The organism is Streptosporangium brasiliense, assembly GCF_030811595.1.
GTDB lineage: Bacteria > Actinomycetota > Actinomycetes > Streptosporangiales > Streptosporangiaceae > Streptosporangium > Streptosporangium brasiliense.
Genome location: NZ_JAUSRB010000002.1, coordinates 7848302 through 7861903, shown reverse-complemented (window position 1 = coordinate 7861903; position 13602 = coordinate 7848302). Strand labels below are relative to the sequence as shown.

General features: G+C 71.3%; 16 protein-coding genes. 9 read left to right on the top strand and 7 right to left on the bottom strand.

Annotation, left to right across the window (positions count from 1 at the left end):
• Positions 1-77: 77 nt before the first annotated feature.
• The 3 genes from J2S55_RS45090 (at position 78) to J2S55_RS45080 (ending at position 1273) form a co-directional block, all read left to right on the top strand.
• Entirely contained in the window at positions 78-323 is a 246-nt protein-coding gene (locus J2S55_RS45090) for a hypothetical protein (RefSeq protein WP_306874261.1), read from the top strand.
• Between the two features lie 138 nt (positions 324-461).
• The gene (locus J2S55_RS45085; RefSeq protein ID WP_306874259.1) at positions 462-821 is read left to right on the top strand and encodes a hypothetical protein; all 360 of its coding nucleotides are present in this window, start codon (positions 462-464) and stop codon (positions 819-821) included.
• Entirely contained in the window at positions 818-1273 is a 456-nt protein-coding gene (locus J2S55_RS45080) for a MerR family transcriptional regulator (RefSeq protein WP_306874257.1), read from the top strand. The genes J2S55_RS45085 and J2S55_RS45080 overlap by 4 nt, the downstream gene beginning before the upstream one ends.
• Before the next feature lie 67 nt (positions 1274-1340).
• On the opposite strand, the gene J2S55_RS45075 is transcribed toward J2S55_RS45080, so the two are convergent.
• On the bottom strand, positions 1341-1472 hold the full coding sequence (locus J2S55_RS45075; RefSeq protein WP_306874254.1) for a hypothetical protein: 132 nt from the start codon (positions 1470-1472) through the stop codon (positions 1341-1343).
• Positions 1473-1538: 66 nt separating this feature from the next.
• Here J2S55_RS45075 and J2S55_RS45070 point away from each other — a divergent pair, with 66 nt between their 5' ends.
• Positions 1539-2039: a hypothetical protein gene (locus J2S55_RS45070; RefSeq protein WP_306874251.1), complete on the top strand. Its 501-nt coding sequence runs from the start codon at positions 1539-1541 to the stop codon at positions 2037-2039.
• 22 nt (positions 2040-2061) lie between these two features.
• On the opposite strand, the gene J2S55_RS45065 is transcribed toward J2S55_RS45070, so the two are convergent.
• On the bottom strand, positions 2062-2301 hold the full coding sequence (locus J2S55_RS45065; protein ID WP_306874249.1) for a hypothetical protein: 240 nt from the start codon (positions 2299-2301) through the stop codon (positions 2062-2064).
• Positions 2302-2470: 169 nt separating this feature from the next.
• On the opposite strand from J2S55_RS45065, the gene J2S55_RS45060 reads away from it, so the two are divergent.
• A complete protein-coding gene (locus tag J2S55_RS45060) occupies positions 2471-3046 on the top strand; it encodes a hypothetical protein (RefSeq protein WP_306874246.1) in 576 nt (191 codons plus the stop codon).
• A gap of 513 nt (positions 3047-3559) precedes the next feature.
• Here the strand turns inward: J2S55_RS45060 and J2S55_RS48595 are convergent.
• Positions 3560-3874, bottom strand: a complete 315-nt coding sequence (locus J2S55_RS48595; RefSeq protein WP_370879763.1) for an AbfB domain-containing protein — start codon at positions 3872-3874, stop codon at positions 3560-3562.
• Positions 3784-4530 carry an alpha/beta fold hydrolase gene (locus J2S55_RS45055; protein WP_306874244.1) on the bottom strand — a complete coding sequence of 249 codons (747 nt, stop codon included), beginning with the start codon at positions 4528-4530 and terminating at the stop codon, positions 3784-3786. The genes J2S55_RS48595 and J2S55_RS45055 overlap by 91 nt, the downstream gene beginning before the upstream one ends.
• 80 nt (positions 4531-4610) lie before the next feature.
• Between J2S55_RS45055 and J2S55_RS45050 the strand changes: the two genes are divergently transcribed.
• Positions 4611-5564, top strand: coding sequence for a helix-turn-helix transcriptional regulator (locus J2S55_RS45050; protein WP_306874240.1), 954 nt, complete (start codon positions 4611-4613; stop codon positions 5562-5564).
• Here the strand turns inward: J2S55_RS45050 and J2S55_RS45045 are convergent.
• Complete coding sequence (locus tag J2S55_RS45045) at positions 5536-8694, bottom strand: S41 family peptidase (RefSeq protein WP_306874238.1); 3159 nt, start codon at positions 8692-8694, stop codon at positions 5536-5538. The genes J2S55_RS45050 and J2S55_RS45045 overlap by 29 nt on opposite strands.
• Positions 8695-9173: 479 nt before the next feature.
• Here J2S55_RS45045 and J2S55_RS45040 point away from each other — a divergent pair, with 479 nt between their 5' ends.
• The 3 genes from J2S55_RS45040 to J2S55_RS45030 all read left to right on the top strand — a co-directional run bounded on the left by J2S55_RS45040 (position 9174) and on the right by J2S55_RS45030 (position 11169).
• The gene (locus J2S55_RS45040) at positions 9174-9608 is read left to right on the top strand and encodes a hypothetical protein (protein WP_306874235.1); all 435 of its coding nucleotides are present in this window, start codon (positions 9174-9176) and stop codon (positions 9606-9608) included.
• Positions 9572-10570 (top strand): sensor histidine kinase, encoded by a 999-nt coding sequence (locus tag J2S55_RS45035; protein ID WP_306874233.1) that lies wholly within the window; start codon positions 9572-9574, stop codon positions 10568-10570. Before J2S55_RS45040 ends, J2S55_RS45035 begins: the two co-directional genes overlap by 37 nt.
• A gap of 317 nt (positions 10571-10887) precedes the next feature.
• On the top strand, positions 10888-11169 hold the full coding sequence (locus tag J2S55_RS45030) for a DUF3040 domain-containing protein (RefSeq protein WP_306874230.1): 282 nt from the start codon (positions 10888-10890) through the stop codon (positions 11167-11169).
• Between the two features lie 46 nt (positions 11170-11215).
• On the opposite strand, the gene J2S55_RS45025 is transcribed toward J2S55_RS45030, so the two are convergent.
• Entirely contained in the window at positions 11216-12847 is a 1632-nt protein-coding gene (locus J2S55_RS45025) for a penicillin-binding transpeptidase domain-containing protein (protein ID WP_306874227.1), read from the bottom strand.
• 70 nt (positions 12848-12917) lie between these two features.
• Positions 12918-13568 (bottom strand): lysophospholipid acyltransferase family protein, encoded by a 651-nt coding sequence (locus tag J2S55_RS45020; RefSeq protein ID WP_306874225.1) that lies wholly within the window; start codon positions 13566-13568, stop codon positions 12918-12920.
• Positions 13569-13602 lie beyond the last annotated feature (34 nt).

The window sequence follows — 13602 nt, the reverse complement described above, 5'->3', positions numbered from 1 at the left end:
GAAGCAAGACCAACCAGCAGTGCTAAGGCATCGTCACGAAAGTGACGATGCGTCCGGGACGAAAAGAAGGGAACGCGGTGTCCGTCGCACCGCCGTCCACCAAGGTGATCACGGCGACCACGGCGCCGTCGGCGACGGCGACCGGATGGCCGACACTGCTGCAGGAGCTCACCGGGCAGGTACGCGAGGGCGAGTTGGGCCGCCGGCACTGGCACCACGTCAAGCTCTACAACGCCTTGCTCGACGCCTTGGTCGAGCTCGGCGAGGCCTACCCGGGTGGCCTGACCTGCTTGGAGCGTGCCGCCGGCCGACGCAAGCGTTGACCGCGGCGCCCGGTTGAGCCGACCCATCGCACTGCTCGCCGTGAGCAAGATAGGCATTCGGGGAGGACCGGACCGGATTCTGGCGGTACGCCATAAGGGCTTGCATTCGGTACCCAGGTACAGGTTTACCGTCGAGACATGACCCAAGACATCACCCTTGACCAGGGATGGGCGCCCTCAGCGTGCACCCTGCCCACCGCCGAGCAGCCGCTGCGCGTGGCCGAGTTCGACGCCTTGTTCACCGAGGCGGTCCAGGCGGTGCAGCGCCCCGAGCAGACACGGCTGCGCCTGGAGCTCGTCTTCAGCCCTGGCAACGCCGGCCGGGCCGCCGAGCTGACGGCACGAGAGAACGGCTGCTGCTCGTTTTTCACCTTCACCCTCACCGTCGCCGACAGCAGCCTGGCGCTGGAGGTGACAGTGCCGCCGCGGCAGGTCGAGGTGCTGGACGCGCTGCAAGAGCGCGCCGCCGCGGCGGCCATAGCGGGACGGCCGGTGTGAGACAGGACCTCGACGGGCCGTACCTGCGCAGCGGACAGGTGGCCGAGCAGGCCGGGGTCAACCCGCAGATCCTGCGCTACTACGAGCGCCGCGGGCTGATCACCGAACCGCGGCGCAGCCCCGGCGGGCATCGCGCCTATCCGCCGGAGACCGTCACCCTGCTGGCGGTGATCAAAGCGGCGCAGCGGCTCGGTTTCACCTTGGAGGAGGTGGCCGAGCTGATCGACACCGGCCGGCGCGGTCACCCCACTCCGGACCTGCGTGCCCGCGCCCAGGAAAAGATAGCTGAGGTGGACGCGCGGATCGCCGACCTGACCACCATCCGGCGCGCGCTCAGCGCGGTGGTGAGCGCCGGCTGCGACAGCCTGACCCACTGCACCTGCCCCGACTGCCCACTGCCCTTCGCCGACCTGGCCGGCGACCGCGCCCCCGAGGAGAACCGACCGCTGTGAGCATCCACCATGACCATCGCGCATCCGCCGGACCCGTCCCGGTGACTCTGCCGGCTGCCGTAGTTCGTCAGCTCAGGACGGGTTCGAGCAGGGCCAATCCGAGGCGTACCTCCTGCTCGATATCGAGATCACCCAGATTCGCCGCCTCGGCATAGCCGCGTTCGACGCCTTCCTCCCCGAGGAGGTCGAGGCTGGCCACAAGCACCTGGTCGAGACCAACCGCCGGAGCAGGCAGGAACTTGCCGAGTCACTGGGCTACCCCAGCATGGCCGACTTCATCGGCGGCGCCGCCCACGCCGCGGGCCTGCCGCTACCGTCCTCCACCGAGGATTACGACGACGGCCAGGAGCAGCCGGCCATCGAGGACAACGCGCTCGCCGCGGTGCTGCTGGTATGCGCCCGGCTCAGTCTGGCCGGCCGCCAACCGCATCGCGTCGGCGGCCCAGACTCCGGCACGGTGCTCGGATCGATCCCGGCGAAGAAGCTGGACCAGGCCGCGGCCGAGGTGATGATGGGACAGGTCGGCTCCCACCACCACGACATGTTCTCGCGGCTGCTGCACTACCTGTCCAGCTCGACGCTGACCCAGGTGGATCTACGGACTGTGGCCGCGCTCGCCTACGCCGTCCCCGACCGTCAGCGGGAGCTCTACAGCAATCCGACCGGGCACTACCGGCACCGGCTCGGACCTGAGAGCGGGACAAGCCGGTGGTGGCCGGCGCTCGACTTCGCGCAGTCGTTCTGGCGCACGCGTCCAGCTGGGTAGTAATCGCCGAACAACGGGCAAGCTACAGCATGCCGCCGCGTGTGAATGCCTCGATGCCGAGCTCCAAGTCGCTCTTGGCCAGGACCGTCTCGGTCGTTCCCTTGGCGAGTTCGTCAGCGAGGGCGAGGATCGCGGTGGTCTCGCTCTGCAGGCATCGGCGCCGGTCATCGCTCGAATGCTCGGCTACACCGACCAGCAGACCAGTCGCATCGCCATCGCCGCCGGGAGCCCCTGGAGCCGCTATGCCCCAGGCGAGGACCACATTCTGTGACGCTCACATGGCTGGCGACAGCGATGCCGCCTCACCCCCCGCCGGAACGAGACGAGAACGAGAATGGTGCGCTATGCCAACATCTCCTGGACCACGCTCCTCAGCTGAGATCCGCTCCTACCTCATAGACCAGCTCAACCAGGCACTTCGCCGTCCTGGCATGTTCGGTGGGGAGATAGCCCTGCGACTGCTGCTCGATCACCTGGCCTATGCCGAACACGACGAGGAGGCATGGGCGCAGGAACTACGGGTGCTGGAATCTCGGGGCGCCTTCAACTCGCTCGGCGTGACCGGAGCGTTCAAGACCGTGGTACCAGGTGACCACGAGTACGGTGTCGCCTCGATCTACGCGGAGTTCGCCCGCGATCGCGGCTGGCTGGACCTCGACCGAACGCTGACGGCTGAGGAGTACGCGTCCATACGCCAAGATGTGAACGCCTGGGCTGCTCAAGATCGCACGCTCACCGAAGTACACGAGGCATTCGGTCCGCCCTCCGTTCTCTTCGGCGGCAGCAATCCCCTCTACGGCAAAACACTCGCCTACACGACCGAGCGGGTGACGGAGCCGATGATCTGCTTCCATCTCTGGAACGGAACCGACCCGGGAACCCGGTCGAGCTGGCCCCCGGCCCACAACGAGCCCATCCTCTTGGCCGTCCGCTGCGGAAGGGGACCGTTCAAGGACACGTTCACCTTCACACCGCAAGGAAGCATGCGCCGTCCCGGCACCGCATAGCCCCGCACGATTCTCGGGGTTCCCTTGAAAGACCATAGGTCGACGACCGATGCCTCATCCGATGCCCGGTATGGGCGAATAGTGATCTTTCCATCCATTCCGGTCACCATAGATCCCTCGTTCACCTTGGGCAAAGCGACAGCACCTGGCTCTTACGGCCGTCGAGGTGCTGGCCTGTCTGGAGCCGGTCCACCAGGCCAGCCCTGGTCTGCAGGAGGCTGCCACCGCGCGGCCGCCCAGGCTCCGCCGCGCAGGCAATGGCCGACCATCGAGCGTCGGCACGCCCAGCTCGGCGATAACACTGTGCGCACCGCCCGCCAGGCCGGCATCGTCGACGCCGCCATCACCGCGCGCCGTATCGACATGTTCTGCTCCTTCGATCCGGGGTCCGCTGTCCCCACTCTCCCGGGCACCGCTGACGGCCGACTGGGGGTCCGCTGGGGGTGGACGTCGGCGCGCCCCCGGGCGGGCCCGGCCGACCACAGCGCGCCGCCCTCATCCGGTCTCCCGGCCTCAATCGTGGGACTGCCACGACACGCCCTGCCCGTTGTCGCCGTCGGTGGCGCAGAAGGTCGCGTCGGCGGCGGACGGGGCGGTGGTCTGGCGGGGGGCCGGCCGGACGCGGAAGTCCTGGTGGCGCAGGAACGGGCCGGGCCGGTCGCGGGATCCGAAGGAGTAGCGGGAGGCGCTCGGCCCCGGCGGGCGGTGGGGGCGGACCGTCCGCCCCCACCGCGATCTCAGTGCCCCAGCGCGGCGAGCGCGGCCGCGGTCTCCGCGGGCTTGGAGAACATCGGCCAGTGGCCGGTGGGCACCGCGTCGAAGCTCCACTCCGGCCCGGCGAGCGCCGCGAAGAGCGGATGGCCGGCCGCGATCATCGCGTGGACCTGCTCCAGCGGCAACGAGCAGGCGAGGAGCGTCTTGGGCAGCCCGTCCACGCCGCCCTTCAGCGTCAGCGGCTGGGTCATGGTGCCGTACGGCTGAGCCGCCGCGCGGGAGGCGAACCACTCGCGTTCGGCCTCGCCCAGCCCCTCCAGGCTCGCTCCGGCCTGTTCCTGCTCCTCCCAGGAGATCAGCGGATAGCTCGTCCCGCCCCCCTGCTCGGCGACCCGCGTCTCGATGAACGCCTTCCAGTCGGGCTCGTTGAGGTCCATGAACGTCATGCCGTCGGGCACGGGGCCGCAGTCGAGGTAGACGAGCCGGGCGACGCGCTCGGGGATCCGGTCGGCCGCGCCCGTGACCGCGGCGCTGGCGCCGCTGTGGCCGACGAGGATCACCTCGCGCAGGTCCGCGGAGACGATGGTGCCGACGATGTCCTGGATGTGCGTCTCCAGGTCGACCTCGGGGCCGGCCAGGTGCGCCCGGTCGCCGAGCCCGGTGAGGGTGACCGGGCGGACGTCGTGGCCGGCCTCGCGCAGCGCCGGGACGACCTTCTCCCACGCCCATGCGCCGAGCCAGAAACCGGGGACCAGAACATATGTGCTCATCGCGTTCTCTCTTCTTTCGACTGGTTTCAACATAAGATCGAATCCGGACAGAACCCGTCCTGATTTCTGAGGAATCTCCGATGACCGTCACCCGCGTGCTCGCGCTACTGGAACTCCTGCAGGCCCGGCCGGGTCTGACCGGACCCGAGCTCGCCGCCCGGCTGGAGGTGGACGAGCGCACGGTGCGCCGCTACGCGGTGCGGCTGTCCGAACTCGGGGTCCCGGTGGAGGCCGAGCGCGGGCGCCACGGCGGCTACCGGCTCCTGCCGGGCTACAAGCTGCCGCCGCTGATGCTCACCGACGACGAGGCCACCGCCGTGGTGCTGGGCCTGCTGGCCGGACGGCGGACCGGCCTCGCGGTGGGGGAGACGGCGACCGAGAGCGCGCTTGCCAAGATCCAGCGGGTGCTGCCGCAGGCGCTGCGCGAGCGGGTCGCCGCGGTGTCGGCGACGCTGGAGCACACCCGGGAGCCGGCGCCCGCGAGCGCCCCGAAGGCCGGGCCGCTGCTCGCGCTCGCCGACGCCGTCCGGCGCGGGCAGACGGTGCGGCTGGCCTACCGGTCCTGGCGGGGCGAGCCCTCCGAGCGCGACCTGGACCCCTACGGCATCGTCTTCCACTCCGGCCGCTGGTATGTCGCCGGGTTCGACCACGGCAGCGGGGAGGTGAGGACCTTCCGGGTGGACCGGGTGGCGAGCGCCGCGGGGACCGGGCGCTCCTTCGACGCCCCGGACGGCTTCGACCCCGTCGCGCACGTGGTCGGATCGCTGTCGGCGGTGCCCTACCGGCACGAGGTGAAGGTGCTGCTGGCCACCACCATGGAGGAGGCGCGGGGGAGGATCCCCGCCTCGACGGCGACGCTGACCGAGACCGCCGACGGGATCCTGCTGGAGACCAGGGCCGAGCGGCTGGACGGGATGGCGCAGATGCTGGCCGGGCTCGGCTGGCCGTTCACCGTGATCACGCCGGACGGGCTGCGCGGGGAGATCAGGGCGCTGGCCGGCCGGCTCAGCGAGGCGGCAGGCGCGGGACCGTGAGCCGCGGCCGGTCGGCCGGATCGGGCGTGTGCGGGGGGTGGAGGAGCAGGCGCCCAAGGGCCACCTCGATCGCCCTGTCGAGCTGGGTGTCCACGCCCCGGGCATAGTCCTGGGGGGTGATGTCCACCTCGATGTCGGGGTCGGTGCCGTAGTTCTCCACCCGCCAGCCCACGTCGTCGAAGGCGAAGGAGAACTCCGGCTGGGTGGTCACCGTGCCGTCGGCGAGCTGGTGCCGGGGCCAGATGCCGACCACCCCGCCCCAGGTGCGCTTGCCGATCAGCGGGCCCAGGCCCAGCAGTTTGAAGGTGTGGCTGAAGATGTCGCCGTCGGAGCCGGCCCACTCGTTGGTGATCGCGACCATCGGCCCCCGCGGCGACTCGTCGGGATAGGGCTCGGGCATGCCCCAGCGGGGGAAGTTGTAGCCGAGGCGGCGGCGGGCGAGCTTCTCCAGCAGCAGGGCCGACACGTGGCCGCCGCCGTTGAAGCGGACGTCCACGATCAGGCCCTCGCGGTCGTACTCGGTGAGGAAGCCGCGGTGGAACTCGGAGTAGCCCTCCGGGCCCATGTCGGGGATGTGCAGGTAGCCGATCCGGCCGCCGCTGCGCTCGTGGCAGTGGGCCCGGTTGGCCTCCACCCAGTCGCGGTAGCGGCCCGGCTGCTCGTCGCCGATGGCCTTGACGTTGAAGGTCAGCCTGTCCTCACCGCGCCCGACGGTGAGCTGGACCTCCTCGTCGGCCTGGTTGACCAGCCGCTCGTCAGGGCCGGCCAGGGGCCCGACCGGCTGGCCGTTGATGGCCAGCACGGTGTCGCCCGGCCGTACGTCCACTCCGAGGCGGTTGAGCGGCGAGGTGGCGCCGGGGTCCCAGCGGTCCCCGCTGACGATCCGGGCGATCCGGTAGTGGCCGTCCTCGAAGGACCAGTCGACGCCGAGCTTGCCCTGCCGGTAGTGCGGCCGGGACCGGTAGGCGCCGCCGCTCTCGTAGGCGTGGGAGGTGCCGAGCTCGCCGAGCAGCTCCCACAGCAGGTCGGAGAACTCCCCCCGGGTGGTGACCCGGTCCACCAGAGGGAGATAGCGCTGGTAGACGCCCTCCCAGTCGATCCCGGCCATGTCCTGGGTCCAGAAGTTCTCCCGCTGCAGCCGCCAGGCCTCGCGGAACATCTGCCGCCACTCGGCCTCCGGGCGGATGGACACCTTGACCCGTGACAGGTCGACCCATCCGCCGGCCCGGCCCGGCGTGTCGTCGTCCTCGGGCGCCTCGCTCGCCTTGATCACCCGTAGCCGCTTGCCCGACTGGTAGAGCAGGGTGGCGCCGTCGCGGCCGAGCTGGAACTCCGAGACGTCCCCGACCAGGGTCTCCTGCTTCTGGTCGGCGAAGTCGTAGACCTGCAGCGTGCCGTCGGAGGAGTCGGCGTAGTCGTCGCCGAGGCTGCCCTCGACGGGGAAGGTCAGGTAGACGGCCTTGCCCTTGATCCCGGCGATGCGGTCGTAGCGCCCCTCGGGGACGGGGAAGACGACGACGCGGTCCTGGATGCCCTCCAGGTCGATGACCACCTCGATCTCTTCTTCGTCGTCGTCCTCGTCGTCGTCCTTGAGCGGCCGGGGCTCGGGGACGAAGGGGGAGCCGACGTCGGCGCGGAGCCCGATGGCGTAGGGGCGGGAGCCGAGGGGGAAGCCCAGGTCGAACTGGAGCTCGTCGTAGACCGGGTTGAAGACCCGCTGGCCGATGAAGTAGAGGTAGTCGCCACCCGGGTCGAAGGCGGGGCAGGTGTCCCACAGCACCGGGCGGGTGGCGGTGAAGGTCTCGCCGGTCTCGGCCCGGCACAGCTTGACGGCCATGGTCTGCGCGGTCTCCCGGCAGGCGTAGGCGAGCCAGCGGCCGTCGGGCGACCAGGCGAGGTCCTCGATCGCGCCGAACCTGCTGGAGTCGATCACCGTGCTCCCGGCGCCGGCCGCCGTGCCCCCGGTGAGGTCGATCATGAGCAGTTCGTTGCGGTGGTTGGCGATCGCGACCCGGTCCTCCTTGGGGGAGACCTCCAGCGCGGTGACGCGCCCGGTGTCGAGATGGCCGAGCCCGACCGGCTCGGCGCCGCCGTCGGCGGTGAGCACGGTCAGCACCTCGCGGTCGCCGTCGTCGCTGGCCGCCGCGATGAGCCGCTCGCCGTCGTTCAGCCAGGTCAGCAGGCGGTAGCGGACGCCGTAGGGCGCGCCGTGCTGGCGGACCGGGCCCTCCCAGGCGGCGAAGGAGAACGCCTTGCCCCGGGTGGTGATGGCCAGGCCGCTGCCGTCCGGGCTGAGCGTCGCGCTGTCGAGGAAGTCCTCGGCCGGGGCGAAGCGGCGGTTGCGCTGGGTGCGGGAGCTGCGCAGGCATACCCCGATGTGGTGGGACTCCCCGTCCTCGATCAGGTAGAGCTCGGCCCCGGCGTGGTAGACCAGCCGGCGGCCGTCGCCGGAGAGGTTGCGGGCGTAGTAGTCGGCGTGGTCGGAGTGCCTGCGCAGGTCGCCGCCGTCGGCGGTGCAGGAGTAGACGTTGCCGACGCCCTCGTGGTCGGAGATGAAGTAGACCCGGTCCCCCGCCCAGCAGGGCGAGGCCAGGTTGCCCGGCAGGGCGATGAGCCGCCGGAACCGCTCGGCGCCGATCCACAGGTCGCCCACGGTGCCGCCCCGGTAGCGCTTCCAGCGGGCGGGGTCGGCGGTGTTGCGGCCGAGCACGATCTGCGGGCCGTAGGAGATGGAGTTGGCCGGGCCGTACGGCAGGCGCTCGGGGATCCCGTCCGGCTGGACGCGGTGCAGCCACTTCTGGCCCTCGAAGGGCTGGGCCTCGTCGCTGGCGTACAGGATGGCGCCGTCGGGGTCCCAGCCGGTGACGGTGGAGCGGGCCCCGTGGTAGGTGACCCGCCGGGCCGCCCCGCCGTCGGCCGGCATCACGTAGACCTCTTCCGGGCCCTCCTCGCGTCCGGCGAAGGCGAGCTGGTCGCCGCGCGGGGAGAAGCGGGGGTAACCTGCCTCGGCCACCCCGGCGGTCAGCCGGAAGGCCCGCCCGCCGGTGGCGGGCACCATCCACAGATCGTCCTCGGCGGCGAAGACGACCGTCTCGCCGAGGATCGTCGGGAATCGCAGGTAGGCGGACATCGTGTCACTCCATGATCGGGTGACCGGGGGGCGTGCTCCGGTCGCCCGATCATGATTTCACGGTTGCGGGCACCCGGTCCGTTCCGAGCACCTTGACCGGTTTATGGGTTTTCGGAGTGTTTATCCTTCCGTTTGGCCTGCTTGGCCGTGCGCACCGCCTTGATCGCGGCCTTCTTCTGCTTGCCCGAGGCTTTGGCGGATTTCTTCTTGGCGTCTGCCACGGTCCCCCCAATTGCTAAGTCAGACAATAAGCCTGTTTATTCGTATCAGGGTGGTTAGTACCCTTTAGGGGATTAACCACCCGTCCTCCGTGACGGGTGAGCCGCACCGCCGGGCAGGCGGGAGCGGGGATGCCCGGGGGGATGGGGTGCACTCAAAGCCTGGCTGGAATGCTTGTGACATGCGGGTACGCATCGTCGAAGCCGCCTGGGCGCCGTGCGGGGCGGTGGCCGGCGGCTCTGTGACGGCCCGGGCGGCCGATGGTGGCTAGGTGGCGGCGGCTGCTGCGCTCGGTGCGCGGCCGGGCCGTGAGCGTCAACATGGCGATCACGGCGGTGATCCTCGGGCTGACCTTCGCGGTGCTGGTGGCCCACATGCGCGACGACGCGGGAGACCGGGCCACCGCGGAGGCGGCGCAGGCCGCGCGCATGACCGGCGTGCACCTCTACAGGAACCCGGCGCCGGATCCGATCCCCACCGGGCCGGGCGGGGTGTCCCTGATCCAGGTGGTCAGGCCGGGTGACGGCCGGGTCATCGCGGCCGGCGCCGAGTTGGCGGGCGTCCCGCGGATCTCCCACCTCGTCCCCGTCGCCGGCGACAGCCGGGTGGACGGCGAGCTGTGCGGCCCCTACCTCACCCCTGCGGCAAGCTCGTCGGAGTGCTCATCAGGACCGCCTACTACGGAGAGGTGCTGATCTACGCGGCGGCGCCGGTGCCCTACTTCACGGGATGGATCCTGCCGTCGGTCCTGGCACTGCTGCTGCTGTTCGTCCTCCTGTGCGGCATCGTGGGCACCTGGCGGACCGTGGGCCGGGCCCTGCGCCCGGTCGAGGCGATCAGGGCCGAGACCGCCGAGATCACCGCGACGGGCCTGGGCCGGAGGGTCCCGGTGCCGGACACCGGCGACGAGGTGGCGGCGCTGGCCAAGACGATGAACTCCACGCTCGACCGCCTCCAGCACGCCGTGGAGAACCAGCGGCGGTTCGTCTCCGACGCCTCCCACGACCTGCGCAGCCCCATCACCGGGCTGCGCACCCGGCTGGAGGTGGCCCTGGGCGCTCCCGGCGAGGAACCCTGGGAGAAGACCGCGCGTGCGGCGCTGAGCGATGTCGAGCGCCTGCAGGAGGTCGTCGGCGATCTGCTGGAGCTCGCCAGACTCGACGCCGGGGCGCTCTCGGACCGGGTGGAGCCGCTCGACCTCGGCCGGTTCGTCGAGGAGGAGGTCACCGGCCGTCGCGGGCACGTGCCGATCAGGATCGAGCGGGCGGACGGGGTGGTCGTGCGCGCGGACCGTCTCAAGATGGCGAGGTTGCTGACCAATCTGCTGGCCAACGCCGAGCGGCACGCGGACCGGGAGATCGTCGTGAGGGTCTGCGCGGAGGAGGGGGAGGCGGTCCTGGAGGTGATCGACGACGGCGACGGGATCGCGCCGGCCGACCGGGAGCGGGTGTTCGACAGGTTCACCCGCCTGGACGCCTCCCGCAACAGGGACGCCGGAGGGAGCGGCCTGGGGCTGGCGATCTCCAAGGGGATCGCGTCGGCCTACGGCGGGCGCCTGTACGTCGCCGACAGCCCGCGAGGGGCCCGGTTCGTGTTACGGCTCGCGCTGGCCGGGACCCGAGGCGGCGGCCTGGGCGCACCGGAGGCGACCGCCTAGCGGACGCCCCGCCGGGCGCGGCCGGGCACTCCGCCGTGCGTGGCCGGACGCCCCGCCGGGCGTGGCCGGACGCTCCGCCGGGCGTGGCCGGACGCTCCGCCGTGCGTGGCCGGACGCTCCGCCGTGCGTGGCCGGACGCTCCGCCGTGCGTGGCCGGACGCTCCGCCGGGCGCGGCCGGACGCCCCGCGGGGACGGCCGCGCCGGGGCAGGTGGTGGGCGCGGAAAGAAGCGGTAAATCGCAGGGCTCGGAATGGATAACGATCTTCACGATTGGGCAGGAAACCCGCACACGCCTTGCGTTCCGGGGAGGTACGGCATGGCCTGGTCGCAGGACGAGGAGCGACTACTGCTGCAGATCGAGCGGCACCTCATCGATGAGGACCCGCGGCTGGCGGCACGGCTCGAGTCGTTCAACGAGCGTGTCCAGCGCAAGGAGCACGGCCGCCGCAGGCGTGACGCGAAGAAGGACAGGGGGTCCGGCCGGGCCCCCCGCCGCTCGACGGTCATCATCATGGTCAGCTGGGTGCTGATCGCGACCTTGATCACCACCCTGCTCGTCCTGGTCCTGCGGCACGAGGCCGCCGCGCTCCCGCTGTAGCGCTCCCGCCCGGCGGTGCGACGGCCGGGCGGGCCGCCGTGGGGCCTCAGCCCAGAGCGCGCAGGAAGTCCGCGGCCACCGGGGCGGCGACCGCGCCACCGCCCGAGCCCTCCTCCACGATGACCGCGAAGGCCAGGTCGCCCCGGAAGCCCATGAACCAGGCGTGGGTCTTCAGCGCGTCCTGCGCGCCGTACTCGGCGGTGCCGGTCTTGCCGCGGGTGCCGGACGGCAGGCCCGCGTCCTTGGCGGTGCCCTTGGTGACCACCGCGGACATCATCTGGTGCATCGGGGACGTGACGCCCTCCGGGAGCTCCTGCGGCTCGGCCTTCTGCTCCATGGAGGGGACCAGCGTCGGCGGGCGCCAGGTGCCGTCGGCCAGCGCGGCGGCGACCGAGGCCATCAGCAGCGGGCTGGCGGTGATCCGGTCCTGGCCGAAGGACTGCGCGGCGAGCTCGGCGTCGTTGCGGGCCTTGGGGATGCTGCCCTTGGCCGCCGGGACGCCGATGCCGAGCGGCTTGTTGAAGCCGAACAGCTCCGCGGTGCTCAGCAGCTTGTCGGCGCTCAGCCGCTGCCGGGCCAGCGGGGCGAAGGTGGTGTTGCAGGAGTAGGCGAAGGAGTCGGAGAAGGTCACCGAGCCGTATCCGGCGTGATGGGAGTTGCGGATCGGCAGGCCGCCGACGTTGACGTCCTTGGGGCAGGTGGTCCGCTCGCCGGGGGTCATCCCCTCGGCCAGCAGGCCGACGGCGGTGATGGCCTTGAAGGTCGAGCCGGGAGGGTAGGCGCCGTCCAGGGCGCGGTTGAAACCACCCTGGTTGTTCACTACGGCGAGGATCTCGCCGGAGGACGGCTTGATCGCGACCAGGGAGGCGGTCTGCTTCAGGTCGCGCACCGCGTCGGCGGCGGCCCGCTGGACCCGCAGGTCCAGGCTGGTCTCCACGGCCTCGCCGCTCTCTCCCTCGATCTTGCCCAGGGACTTGACGGTCTTCTTGTCGGCGCCGACGAGCTGGATCTCGGTGGTGGGGCTGCCCGCCAGGCGCTGCTGGAAGGTCTCCTGCAACCCGCCCCGGCCGATCGCGTCACCCACCTTGTAGGAGGAGCCGAGCGCCTTGACGTCCTTGGCGGTGGCCTTGTCGAGGTAGCCGACGAGCTGCTGCACCGAGCCGCCCGCGTCGCCGCCGTCGATGCGCTCGCCGCCGGCGGCGACGATCCCCGCCCGCGCGGGCCATTTGGTCTTCAGCGCGAACGTGCCGCCGTCGGTCAGGTCGGGGTGGACGGCCTTCGGAGACCACTTGACCCGCCAGTTGCGGTCGACGACGGCCAGGTCGAGGACGCCGGAGTAACTCCACTCGCCGATGTTCTTCAGCTTCAGCGTGGCGGTGTAGGCGGCCTGGCCGGTGTCGTCGCCGGTCTCGCGCACCGAGTCGAGCCGCACCGTGGTGGCCTCGACCGCCAGGCTCTTGCGCATGTCCTCGTACGGCCGGCCGAAGGCGGGGTCGGCCACGCCGAGCTCGGCGCGCATGGCGGCCAGGTCGGCGCGCTGCCACGCCTGGGTGAAACGCTGGGCGGTCTCCAGGGGGGTCCCCCGGGTGTGCAGGAACCACCAGGCCCCGCCCCCGGCGGCCCCCGCCACCAGTACGGCCGTCACCGATGTGATCGCGATCGTCCTACCACGTGGCACCTGACTACCCCCAGTCTCTAGTCCAAGGGCGCAGCCTAGCGCGGCCCCCGCTGCGCACTCCGGAAAATGATCATTTGGCCTGGCCGCGGGCGGGGGTGTAGCTCGGTACGTACTCCTGCCCGGACAGGTCCCGGATCGCCGCCATGATCTCGTCGGTGACCCGGCGCCGGTCGCGCGCGCTGGTCTCCGAGCCGGTGAACGTCATCGGCTTGCCGATCCGCACCCCGACCCGGCCCAGCTTGGGCACCGAGGCGCCGATCGGGAGCACCTTGTCGGTGCCGGTCATCGCCACCGGTATCACCGGCGCCCCGGTGGCCAGGGCCAGCCAGGAGACCCCGACCTTTCCCCGGTAGAGGCGGCCGTCGGGGGAGCGGGTGCCCTCCGGGTAGATCCCGAACAGCTCGCCGTCCTTGAGCACCCGCGCGGCCGTGTCCAGCATGTCCTGGGCCGCGGTGGGGCTCTGCCGGTCGATGCTGAGCTGGCCGGTGGCCCGCATCCACGCCGCGGTGACGGGGTTGCCGGTGAAGTATTCGGCCTTGGCGACGAAGCGGACCTGGCGCGGCAGCACCAGAGGCAGGAAGGTCGAGTCGAGGACCGACAGGTGGTTGGAGGCCAGGATGGCCGGGCCCGAAGAGGGCACGTGCTCTGCCCCGGTGACCTCGGTGGGCCACAGCAGTTGCAGGAAAGGAGTGCTGACGATCTTGGTCAGGCGATAGAGCACGGGCTCTCCTCATGAGACGGGTTCACCACACTAG